10 protein-coding genes, 2 pseudogenes and 1 riboswitch are annotated in these 10747 nt (G+C 61.7%); of the genes and pseudogenes, 4 read left to right on the forward strand and 8 right to left on the reverse strand.

Translation table 11 applies throughout. The features are described 5' to 3' along the window. Positions 1-40 precede the first annotated feature (40 nt). The 3 genes from ACODRZ_RS24085 to ACODRZ_RS24095 all read right to left on the reverse strand — a co-directional run bounded on the left by ACODRZ_RS24085 (position 41) and on the right by ACODRZ_RS24095 (position 3509). Positions 41-2206, reverse strand: a complete 2166-nt coding sequence (locus ACODRZ_RS24085) for a TonB-dependent receptor (protein WP_271184034.1) — start codon at positions 2204-2206, stop codon at positions 41-43. A 197-nt stretch (positions 2207-2403) separates the two neighbouring features. Next, positions 2404-3165, reverse strand: a complete 762-nt coding sequence (locus ACODRZ_RS24090; protein ID WP_069709617.1) for an SDR family oxidoreductase — start codon at positions 3163-3165, stop codon at positions 2404-2406. A gap of 143 nt (positions 3166-3308) precedes the next feature. Continuing rightward, positions 3309-3509 (reverse strand): hypothetical protein, encoded by a 201-nt coding sequence (locus tag ACODRZ_RS24095; protein WP_370424469.1) that lies wholly within the window; start codon positions 3507-3509, stop codon positions 3309-3311. A gap of 382 nt (positions 3510-3891) precedes the next feature. Further along, positions 3892-3962, forward strand: a riboswitch (Fluoride riboswitch). A 98-nt stretch (positions 3963-4060) separates the two neighbouring features. Here ACODRZ_RS24095 and ACODRZ_RS24100 point away from each other — a divergent pair. Both ACODRZ_RS24100 and cls read left to right on the forward strand, forming a co-directional pair. After that, a pseudogene (locus ACODRZ_RS24100) lies at positions 4061-4461 on the forward strand (chloride channel protein); the annotation flags it as partial. 73 nt (positions 4462-4534) lie between these two features. Continuing rightward, complete coding sequence (gene cls, locus ACODRZ_RS24105) at positions 4535-5932, forward strand: cardiolipin synthase (RefSeq protein ID WP_271184035.1); 1398 nt, start codon at positions 4535-4537, stop codon at positions 5930-5932. Here the strand turns inward: cls and ACODRZ_RS24110 are convergent. Further along, complete coding sequence (locus ACODRZ_RS24110; protein ID WP_271184036.1) at positions 5916-6488, reverse strand: DedA family protein; 573 nt, start codon at positions 6486-6488, stop codon at positions 5916-5918. The genes cls and ACODRZ_RS24110 overlap by 17 nt on opposite strands. Positions 6489-6565: 77 nt before the next feature. Beyond that, positions 6566-7240 (reverse strand): annotated as a pseudogene (gene trbL / locus ACODRZ_RS24115) (P-type conjugative transfer protein TrbL); the annotation flags it as partial. A 142-nt stretch (positions 7241-7382) separates the two neighbouring features. Between trbL and ACODRZ_RS24120 the strand changes: the two are divergent. Continuing rightward, the gene (locus tag ACODRZ_RS24120) at positions 7383-7799 is read left to right on the forward strand and encodes a dienelactone hydrolase family protein (RefSeq protein ID WP_271184037.1); all 417 of its coding nucleotides are present in this window, start codon (positions 7383-7385) and stop codon (positions 7797-7799) included. Positions 7800-7861: 62 nt separating this feature from the next. Then, the gene (locus tag ACODRZ_RS24125) at positions 7862-8038 is read left to right on the forward strand and encodes a hypothetical protein (protein ID WP_271184038.1); all 177 of its coding nucleotides are present in this window, start codon (positions 7862-7864) and stop codon (positions 8036-8038) included. 131 nt (positions 8039-8169) lie between these two features. On the opposite strand, the gene ACODRZ_RS24130 is transcribed toward ACODRZ_RS24125, so the two are convergent. The 3 genes from ACODRZ_RS24130 to ACODRZ_RS24140 all read right to left on the reverse strand — a co-directional run. Next, the gene (locus ACODRZ_RS24130; protein WP_271184039.1) at positions 8170-8916 is read right to left on the reverse strand and encodes an SDR family NAD(P)-dependent oxidoreductase; all 747 of its coding nucleotides are present in this window, start codon (positions 8914-8916) and stop codon (positions 8170-8172) included. Between the two features lie 126 nt (positions 8917-9042). Then, positions 9043-9945 (reverse strand): LysR family transcriptional regulator, encoded by a 903-nt coding sequence (locus ACODRZ_RS24135; RefSeq protein ID WP_271184040.1) that lies wholly within the window; start codon positions 9943-9945, stop codon positions 9043-9045. Positions 9946-10450: 505 nt separating this feature from the next. Further along, positions 10451-10747 (reverse strand): oxidoreductase C-terminal domain-containing protein (locus ACODRZ_RS24140; RefSeq protein WP_488971511.1); only part of this gene is annotated, 297 nt, incomplete at its 5' end.

Here is a 10747-nt window from a genome sequence, read left to right on the forward strand (position 1 = left end):
TTGGGAGGAGGATGGGTAGGCGCCGCGCCCCCTCGCCGTTTTACCAGCGGAAGGTCGCGCGAACACCATACGTACGCGGCGGCGCGTACTGGCTGCGGATGGCACCGTAGAGGCCGCTCTGCGCCGCCTCGGTCAGTACGACGCTGTTCTCGAGATTGCGGACATAGGCCTGGACCGACAGGTTCGTGTTATCCGGCACGTACTCGAGGCTGAGGTCGGTGCGGGTGTATGAACCCTGGCGTTCGGTAGAGCGGTTGAAGTAGCTCATCCACTGTTCCGAACGGTACTGCGTCTGCGCCCGTGCGGTGAACTCGCCGCCCAGCGCCGCGAAGCTCTGCTGGATGCCGGCGTTGATCGACCACTTGGGCGACTGGACGAGGTAGTTGCCCTGGTAATCCACGGTGCAGACGCCGGCCGTGGTCTTGTTGGTGCAGAAGTCGCGGTACTTGGCGTCGAGATAAGTGACCGAGAAGTCGATGCGGCTGCCCGCGAACAGCGCGGCGACGGTTTCCGCCTCGATGCCCTTGATGCGCGACTTGCCGGCGTTGACGACGATCGTGTCGGCGCCGATGACCTGCGAGACCTGCTGGTCCTTGTAGTCATACCAGAAGGCGCTGAGGTTCACCTGCAGCTTGTCGTCGAAGAAGCGGTTCTTCGAGCCGAGTTCGTAGGCGATCAGCGTCTCGGGATCGTAGTTGCCCAGACCGAAGTTGTTGAAGCCGCCCGACTTGTAGCCGCTGTCGACCTTGGCATAGATCATGTTCTCAGGGGTCAGCGTGTAGTCAATGCCGCCGTGCCAGGTCACCTTGGTCCACTTCGCGCGGGTATCGTCGGTGCCGTAGGTGCGCTCGGCAACGCCGTCGCTGGTGTCCTGCGTCAGGCTGCCGACCCAGCTGTAGCCCTTGCGGCTCTTCATGTCCTCGGTATAGCGGATGCCGCCCGAGACCCGCAGGTTGTCGAGCAGGTCGTACGACACCTGGCCGAACGCCGCCTTCGAGCGGGTGGTCACGTCATAGTGGTATTCGCGCAGGTTGACCGGCGAACCGCTGACGTCGTTGTCGAAGAAGTTGGCGAGCGTCAGGTCTTCGTTGAAGTAGTAGAGACCCGCCTGCCAGATGAAGCCCGACTTGTTGTTCGAGGCGATGCGCAGCTCCTGGCTGAAGTCCTCGGACACCTCGTCACGGGTATAGATGTAGTACTTGTCGGCCTGGCCGTCGTTGTCCCAGCGGCTGAACAGGTCCTGCTTCATGTAGCCGGTGATCGAGCTGACGGTCGCGAAGTCGAGATCGTAGTCGACGCGGCCAAGCGCGCGGATGTTGGTGGTATCCATCTTGCCGCGCGTGCTCAGATCGAAGTGGGTCGCCGCACCGGCCTTGTCCTTGGGCGTGGTGGTGACGACGCCGTTCACGGTGGTCAGCTTGACGCCGTCGTAGACCGCGCCCGAACCGCCTAGGTGCATGTAGTCGCCGCTCAGCAGAACCTTGAGGCGATCGGTCGGCGTCAGCAGGAACTGCAGGCGGCCGCCCTTGACGTTGGTGCTGTCGCCGCGACCGGCATCGCCGTTGTTGCGGAAGCCGTCGTTGTAGCGCGAGACCGCCGAGGCGCGCATCGCGACGCCTTGTGCGATGGGAATGTTGACTGCGGCGTCGGCGTTGATCGTGTCGTAGTTGCCGCCCTCGACCGAGACGTAGCCCTCAAGCTGGTCTGTCGGCTTCTTGGTGATGATGTTAACGGCGCCGCCGGTTGCGTTGCGGCCGTAGAGCGTGCCCTGCGGGCCGCGCAGCACTTCGATGCGCTCCAGGTCGTAGAAGCTGGCGTTGATGCCGGTCGGGCGCTGCAGGTACTGGTCGTCGATGCTGACCGCGATGGCGCTGTCGCCGATCTCGGTGAAGTCGCGGCTGGCGACGCCGCGGATCGACAGGAACGCCGCACCCGAGCTGGCGCCGATGTTGAGGCTGGGCGAAACCGTGGTCAGGCCCGAGACGTCGGCAATGCCGTTCTTCTTGAGCTGGTCAGGCGTGAAGACCTGCAGCGCGGTGGCGGTCTTCTGGGAGTCTTCCGAACGCTTGGTGGCGGTGACGACGATCTCGCCCAGGCCTTCGTTCTCGGCGGCGGGCGCCTGCGCATCCTGCGCGGCGGCGACGTGCGGCAAAGCGGCGACGGCGATCGCCAGCATGGAACTCGTGAATGCACTGCGGCTGAACATGGAAAACTCCCTGACCTGTGATGCGACGTTTGTTTCGTATTTCAAACGGTGTTTGTATTGCAATCAAACCGTCAAATGCAGTTTTTGTCAATGGTCTTTGTGATCGGCGCCCCGTCGCGGCGGCGCTTAACCCGGCGCACAGAAACGGCCGACGCATCGCTACGCCGGCCGCTGAAAATATTGGAGAAATCAAGCGATCAAGCGGAAATCAGGCCCCCATTCACCGGCAAGATCTGTCCTGAAATGAACGCGCTGGCATCGCTGAGCAGGAACACGGCCCCGCCGACGGTATCCTGCGGCACTTGCGGGCGGCGAATCGCGGCGCCGTCCACGTAGAACTGCTTGCGCTGCTCGGGCACGTAGTCGGTCGCCGGTACCCGCACGAGACCGGGCGCAAGCGCGTTGACGGTGATCCCGTCCTCACCCAGTTCGCGTGAGAGCGAGCGCGTCATGCTGATGACCGCACCCTTGCTCGCGACATAGTGCAACAGGCGCGGCGCGCCCCAGAGTGCAGTGTCCGAGGCAATGTTGAGCACACGCCCGCCCTTGGCGGAACGGCGCAGCATGGGCGCGAAAGCCCTGGTCATCAGCCAGGTGCCGCGCACGTTGATGCGCATGACCTGGTCCCACTGATCGATGTCGATTTCCTCGAAGGTCTTGCCACCGATACCGGTTGCCAGCGCAGCGTTGTTGAGCAGCCCGTCGATCCCGCCCATGCGCCGCTCGACTTCGGCCGAGAGCGCAGTGACGGAATCGGCATCGGCGATATCCACCGCGAAGCCCTCGGCGTCGCAACCGTTCGCGCGAAGTTGCTGCGCGGTGCTGGCGGCGCCCTCGCCATCGATATCCGCGATTGCGAGACGCGCGCCAGCTTCTGCGCAAGCCTGCGCGAAAGCCGCTCCCAGGCCCCGTGCGCCGCCGCTGACCAAGATCGTCCGATCTACCAGTTCAATCGCCATACTGATTGAGTCTCTTATTTGAACACACTGTTTCGCTATCAAACGTTTTGCCGATCATCAAGCGATCACTGCGTGTGCTAAAACAAAATGCCGAAGAAGGGATGCGCGCGGGTGTCGGCATTCAGCCCCCGAATTCGTGATGATCAGCGATAGCCGCGCCCAATGATGAACATTTCTGGGACCAGTCCGAGACCATGATCGATCCGGATGGCAGGACGCCGGTGATCGGACTGCTCCTCGAATGCGCCATGCACTTCTCGCTCTTCAAGCCTTTCACCAACGAGCAGGCACGCATCCTGCCAACGCGGCCCGTGTTCCGCGAAGGCCGCAAGACCCGGGGACATGGGTTCTCAATGCCAACGAGCTCGAAAAACTTGTCAAGCGGCTCGATACCGAGACGAAGGCAGCGCAGTAAGCCCGCGCGGTCAGGCGCCATCCCCCCGTGTTAATCACGGCGGCACACGGGGCCAGCAGCAATGGGGAACGTGACACCTAAGGATTTTCGCCTAAAGCTTTCGCCGGAGAACGGACAACGACCCTTATGAGACGCTCAGCAGCCAATTTTATGCTCCCAAGTACGGACTGGCAGCGTTCCTTCTTATAGATACTCAAGACTGGCAATTAGATGGCCTCACGGGTTCCAGTGCAAGGGCTGCATGAAGCTGTCGTACAGTCCCACCTCCGCATGCACCGCTGCTTGATCAAAGGCATTCGCCATACGATACGCGCTGCCAAGGCGATGGATTTCCGCCGGGCTTCGGCCGAACCGCCTTCGGGCTGATGATTCCTACCTGATGCGTTTTCGCAACAAGGAGGAATCGTGCGCGCTGAATTCGCAATTTTGCTGTCGAACCTGAACGCCTAAGCCGTTGTCAGGGGCCAGCATGACCATGCCCTGTCCGTGTTGCGTTGGCTGGCGGTGCTAGTTCCCATGGCGGCGACGGTGGGCAGCCTTTGCGCGGCCTTCCTCTGGAGCCTGGATGTTGCCACGCGCACGCGCTTTGCGCATCCATGGTTGCTGTTTCTCCTACCGGTCGGTGGGTTCGCAGTCGGCCTGCTCTATCATCTGTTCGGTCGCAGCGTCGAAGGCGGCAACAACCTGATCGTCGAGCAGGTCCATGAACCGGGCGGCGGCGTGCCCTTGCGCATGGCGCCGCTGAGCTTCCTCGGCACCGTTGTCACGCACCTGTTCGGCGGTTCGGCCGGGCGCGAAGGCACGGCTGTGCGGCTGTGCAGCTGGGCGGCAGCCTTGCCAGCGCCTTTGCCACGATGTTTCGGCTTGATGCCGAGAGTAGTCATCTACAAGCAGCTCGAGCATTGGGCGATCGGCGCATCGACACGACGCAGCAGAGACAGGTAGCATCGCGCGATGATCTCCATCCCGAACCTGACGCTCGCTTACCTGCTGCTCGAATGGGCGATCCGGCTCATTATGGTGGTGGTCATTCCGCTGCGACGTCCGCCAGAAGCGGCACGCAGCTGGCTGCTTCTGGTGCTGTTCCTGCCGGTGCCCGCCTTCATCCTGTATCGCCTGATCGGCCGCGCCGCGTTCCCGTCCTGGCGCCGGGATCGCTTCAGGCGTGCGGCACCGGAGCGGGAGAGCGCTGCGCAGGCGCTGACGAGCAGCAAAAGAGCGCCGTCGCGCACGGCCGTGCTTGCACAATCTCTGGGCGGTTTCCCAAGCTGCGGTGGCAACGCCCTCAATTTGCACGAGGACTATGACGGCACGATCGACGCCATGGTGGCTGCGATAGATGCAGCCCATGTTCGGGTGCATTTGGTGACCTACATCTTTGCCGATGACCGGACGGGACAGAAAGTTGCAGACGCCCTTGGCCGCGCACACGCACGCGGCGTCGATGTCCGGGTGCTGATCGATGCGCTGGGCTCACGCCCCTGGGCAAAGCGCAGTCTGGCGATGCTGGCGGACCGAGGCGTCACCGCCCGGCTGGTTCTGCCGGTTCGCTTCGCAGCGCTGCGCCGTGCGCGAAGCGATCTGCGCAATCACCGCAAGCTGTGCCTGATCGACGGAAGGGTCGCTTTTGTCGGATCGCAGAATATCGTGAACCGTGATTTCAAACCAGGGATCGTCAATGACGAACTCGTCGCCCGGGTCGAAGGCCCGGTCGTCTGCGCGCTCGATGCTGTCTTTGCCAGCGACTGGTTCCTTGAGACCGGACAGACGATCGCGGCCTTGTCCGTCCCCGACGTCACAGGCGCCTCAGAGTTACAGGCGATGCCGAGTGGCCCGGACTACCGCATGCCGGGCTATGAGCGATTGCTCGTCGAACTCGTTCACGAGGCGCAAGAGAATATCACCATCGTCTCGCCTTATCTGATCCCCGACGAAGCCCTGCTGACCGCACTCAAGAACGCGGTCGCACGCGGCGTCGTAATCGACCTCGTCGTTTCGCGTGTCGTAGACCAGCGGCTCGTGAACCTTGCCCAGCGATCCTATTATAGCGAACTGCTTGAGGCGGGCGTGCGCCTCCACCTTTACCGCGACAGGTTGCTGCACGCGAAGAACCTATCGATCGATGGGCGCATCGCCGTCATCGGATCCAGTAACGCCGATGTTCGCTCCTTCATGCTGAATGCGGAGATCAGCCTTATCCTGCATGATGAGGCCTCCGCTGGGCCTCTCGCAAATGTCCAACGCGGATACATCGACCGAAGCGACCAGCTATTGCTGGAGGAATGGCGTGATCGCTCCAGTCTCTCCCGTTTCTGCGAGAACCTCGCTCGTCTCGTCAGTCCTCTGCTCTGACCTCGTTCCTGCGGTGCCTGAAGTATGCGGCGAGGCCGACGAGGAGCAGCACGGCGAGTACGGGGAGCAGAACATGGCCCACATCGCGGACGCGGCCAAAAGCGGCCTCGATGCCCTGACCGAACAGGTAGCCAAGGGACACGAAAACCGTCGCCCAGACCATAGCCGCCAATGCGTTGATAACCGTGAAGCGGGTGGCGGGAAGCGCGGTCGTGCCGATCGCGATGGGGCTGACGATGCGCAGACCATAGAGAAAGCGGAACCCGAACACGAACAGCACCGGCCGCCGCTCGAACACATCGATAGCGCGACGGAAGGCGGCTTTTTGCTGAACGCGCTGAACGTAGTGATGGTCGCGGAACCTGCGGCCGAGGGCAAAGAAGATCTGGTCCGCGATAAAGGACCCGAGTGCTGCGGCCGCGATGGCCGCCGGGTATGCGATCAGGCCACGGTGGACCATGACTCCGCTCAGCACGACCACCGTCTCGCCCTCGATGCCCGCGCCGAGGAACAGGGCTGCAAGACCGTACTGGGTAAGGATCGCTTCAAGCGTCACTGCTTGGCCCGAATGTGCGGGCACGTAGCCCCCAAGCATGAATCATCATCTGTTCTGGGGTGTCGGAACCGGTGACATTGGACAGCGCCTATGCCGCCACGCGCAGTCATCATCGCACCGTGTGTGCCGAGGAGCGCCGCGCCGCCAGTCATAATAGCTGCGCCCGCGGCAGCACCGACCGCCGCGCCCGCGCCCAGTTGCGGAGCACCGGATACGAGACCCTAAGCGATCCCGGGTCCGAATATCCCGAGACCGAAGAGCGTCAGGGCCCCCATCAGCAGCGTGAGTGCTTCGGCGATTTCCGGATCGTCACCGACAAGGCTCGTTATCTGATCGAAAAAGGTGGTGCCAATCCCGACGATGACGGACAGCACCATGACCTTGATGCCGGACGATATGACGTTTCTTAGAACCCGCTCGGCCAGGAAACTGGTCTTGTTCCACAGCGCGAACGGCACGAGCACGAAACCGGCGAGCGCGGTCAGCTTGAACTCGATGATCGTGACGAACAGCTGGATGGCAAGAATGAAGAACGCGAGGACCACCAGCACCCAGCAGATCAGCAGGACGACGATGGCGACGAAGTTGCCGAAGAACTCCGGAAACCCCAGCATATCGGTGACCTTGACGATCAGCGGATAGGCCGCCTCGAAGCCGGTTCCGGCGACCCTTCCTGGATGTAGGAGATCATCCGCCGACACCCCTCCCCCGCCCGCAGTGATCCCTCGGCCCGCGAAGCTGCGGTAGATGACGCCTGAGCAAGGTGCCGAGACGAGCATCGCGCTCGCCCTGATGGATGAAGCCGGTCCGCATGGCAGCTTCTATCATGGCGCCGAGGTGCAGCCGTGGTGAGGCGCCAGCCCATCGCGACTGCTTCGTGCGGGGAGCACCATCATGGGTGACTTTATCAAGGTGACGATGGCCAATGGGGCCTCGGTCGAAACCTACCGGGCGGCGCCGCAAGGCGCTCGTCTGGGAGGGATAGTGCTCCTGCAGGAAATCTTCGGCCTGACCGAGCATATCCAGAAGCAATGCGACCGGCTGGCTGCCGCCGGATACGAAGTGCTGGCGCCATCGCTGTTCGATCGGGCGGCACCCGGGCTTCGTCTCTCCTATGACGAAGCGGGCCGGAAGAAGGCTATAAACTTGTTGCACGGCCATGCCTTCGAACTGGGCGTGGCGGATACCGCGATCGGGCATATCCAACAGGTCGGAGCCGGATTTACGTGGGTGCCGATCCCGTATTCCAACCGTGCGCCCGCCTGCGATGCCGCCTTCGCTGATCCTCATAGGAATGGCGACAAGCCGTAAGGCAAAGCGAACCGCTCGGATATCTGAACGACCGCGCACGCCTCGCAAGACAGATTGCGCTGATGCTCAGGATCGGAAGCTCTTCCTTCGGCAGCAGCATGCCGAGGCGGGCGGGGCGCATCATTGTGGACGTTCTTACCGATCAGTCGGGCCGAACCGGCATTTACTTTGGCGAAAGGGACAAGCCTGTGTTGGGGTCGGCGCTGGCCCACGACGCGGCATTCCAGTTCGTGTTCTGACGGAAACCAGGGCGTGGCCGCCGATCGCTGAACAGGACCAAGTGGTGCGGTGTGATACGCCGATGACGGCGGGCCACCGCTCGCCGTCATAACTTCGCGCCGACTTCAAGCGCCCAGAGATTGGCGTCCGTTCACCAGGGAAGAGCGCCTTCCGGCCCGGTAAAACTTCCAGTCGGGCTTTCCATGTCCAAGGCTGCGAGAACAATCGGCCGCGCGCCGACTTCAACGGTGTCCGTTCCCATGAAGTCGTTGATTGCTGTCGCCGTGAAGCTGGGGCTGACCGCCCGAACCTTGATCGGGGTGCCTTCCAATTCCACGGCAATCGCTAGGGTAATAGCGTTGAGCGCCGTCTTGGAGACAGGGTATGTTGCACCAAAATAGGAGCGATACGGAAAGCCAGGGTCGGATATGAGCGTCAGAGAACCCAGCGCGCTCGACACATTGATGATGCGCCCCGCAGGCGACGTTCGAATGAGTGGCAGCATCGCCTGCGTCACTGCAAGCACACCCAGCACGTTAGTCTCGAACAGCACACGGATTTCGTCCAATTCGGCCACACTCGCATGGCCTGCCGCTACGATCTCCTGAGCAGACTCGTAGCGGCCTGATTGGCCAATCGCTGCGTTGTTGACCAAGACGTCGAGCCGGCCGAATTCCTCGTTGATACGGTTCGATGCGGCCGCGATACTTGCGGCATCGGTGACATCGAGCTGTATGGCGATCGCACCTTCCCCGATTTCAATCGCGGCGTCCTGTCCGTTCGCCAGATCACGGGATCCGACAAGGACGATATAACCGTGATGAACGAGCTCTTTGGCGACCTGTAGGCCAAGTCCCTTGTTGGCCCCAGTTACGAGGGCGATCATCTTCTCTTTCATGAACTGTACTCCGTTGCGTTCCCGCTACGGCTGTCTGCGCGCGCGGTCCGTCGCGGCAGTTAGGCAGTGCGGAAGCCGCGCAGAAGTTGGTGTACAGGACTACAATCTATTCCAAGGTGGAATAGCTTACATCAGCCGGAGGCTTGGTTGCTTCTCAAGGCATTGCTCGATGAAATCGCTCACGACACGAACCCGCCGCGGTACGCGCCCGCTTGCATGGAGCGCGTGAATGGGAAATGGATCAGGGACGAAATCCGCCAGCACTTCAACGACCTTCCCTGACTGAAGGACTGGATCAAACAAACCCCGCGCGCTTTGAGCGATGCCTATACCTGCGAGTACAGCAGCATGTATGTCCGCTGGACTATTGCAGCTAAGGCGCCTGGCTGTTGGGGACAGAGTTTGCTGCTCGCAGTTTTTGAAAAGCCAATCGCTCGTTGCTCCTAGATACCGATTGGTCACGAGTTCGTGCCTGTCGAGGTCGGATGGATGAAGCGGGCACCCATGCGTTTCAAGATATTCAACGCTGGCGACAGTCGCGATTTGCATGCTTCCGATCCGGCGAGCAACCAACCCGGAGCTATCCAGTGCGCCAACACGGATCGCCAAATCGATCCCTTCCTGTACAAGATCGGCATATCGCTCCGAAACGACGAATTCGACGGAGATATCTGGGAATTGCTTGAAAAATCCCGGGAGCTTCGGCACGATCATCATGCTTGTCAGTAGCGGTGGGACCCCCACTCTAACGCTCCCGCCCGGGCGCCCTTGTCCCTGGGTTACTCGGCTCTCGGCGTCTTCCAGATCGCTCAACAACCGGATGGCTGCTTCGTAGAAATCGACGCCGGCCGACGTGGGACGCTGCCCCCGAGACGTTCGATTGAGGAGTTGGGCTCCGAGCCGTCGCTCCAATGCCGCGACCTGCTTGCTGACCGCCGGCTGTCCGACGCCAAGTTCCCGCGCCGCCTGCGAGAAGCTGCCGCTCTCCACGACGCGAACGAAAAATTGTAAAGCAGTGATCCGGTCCATTCCTCGACAGAATAGGCTTAGACACCGCTGCTGCCAACGGCTTCGCTGGGTTTTTGGATTATTCCAGGTCAATCACCTCAAACGCCGGCGCTCGGCTGCAGGTCTTGCCGTTGGGCCCGCGCCCCTCCCGATGGTCGCCGCCGCGATGCTAGCCAAGCATCCCGCCATTGTGCCCGAGCATGCAGGGTCGGCATACGCCTACGGTGGGGTAGTGCTTGCGGTCGCGCCGTTACCGCCGGCGTGAATCTATATCGGAACACACCTTTTGCACCGCCGGTCACCTGAACGACGAAAAGGGCGCATCGCCAACCGACCGGTTGCGCGGCCTAGGAACGCACCGGCACCCTGCACGCGCACCTCAGAACTTGCATCTAGCCTGCCAAATCCGGAGAACTGAAATCCGCCGGCACCTGCGACGACTGCCCCTTGAGCACCTTGGCAGGCAGGTCGACGAGCAACTCGAGTGACGGCAGGCCCGAAGAAAATAAGATCTTATCGGATAAATTCACAATAATTCTTTCAACTCCACCGTTGGGTCTGCCAATCTCACTAGATCAGGCGATGAGCAGGCTTCCACCAACTTTCGGCCCTGCACGTAGTCCTTGACCTTGTTCACGCAGTCCAGTGCCACCACGCGGCCGTCCTTCAGATACACCACCGAGAAACTGCGCCCCTCGACGTCACCGCGCGTCACCGTCTGGTCGAAGCCCATGTTGATCCCGGCCGTCTGCAGCTTGAGATCGTACTTGAGAACGGCGGAGCAATATTCGGCCACGCTAGCGGCGGGATAGTCCCGCTGCGG

The sequence above is a fragment of the Novosphingobium sp. FG90 genome (genome assembly GCF_057808725.1).

Coding starts and splice junctions, on each gene's coding strand:
- ACODRZ_RS24135 (WP_271184040.1), bottom strand. CDS start 9,945: ATGGACCGGATCACTGCTTTACAATTTTTCGTTCGCGTCGTGGAGAGC.
- ACODRZ_RS24125 (WP_271184038.1), top strand. CDS start 7,862: ATGCTCAGGATCGGAAGCTCTTCCTTCGGCAGCAGCATGCCGAGGCGG.
- ACODRZ_RS24130 (WP_271184039.1), bottom strand. CDS start 8,916: ATGAAAGAGAAGATGATCGCCCTCGTAACTGGGGCCAACAAGGGACTT.
- cls (WP_271184035.1), top strand. CDS start 4,535: ATGATCTCCATCCCGAACCTGACGCTCGCTTACCTGCTGCTCGAATGG.
- ACODRZ_RS24095 (WP_370424469.1), bottom strand. CDS start 3,509: ATGTCCCCGGGTCTTGCGGCCTTCGCGGAACACGGGCCGCGTTGGCAG.
- ACODRZ_RS24085 (WP_271184034.1), bottom strand. CDS start 2,206: ATGTTCAGCCGCAGTGCATTCACGAGTTCCATGCTGGCGATCGCCGTC.
- ACODRZ_RS24120 (WP_271184037.1), top strand. CDS start 7,383: ATGGGTGACTTTATCAAGGTGACGATGGCCAATGGGGCCTCGGTCGAA.
- ACODRZ_RS24090 (WP_069709617.1), bottom strand. CDS start 3,165: ATGGCGATTGAACTGGTAGATCGGACGATCTTGGTCAGCGGCGGCGCA.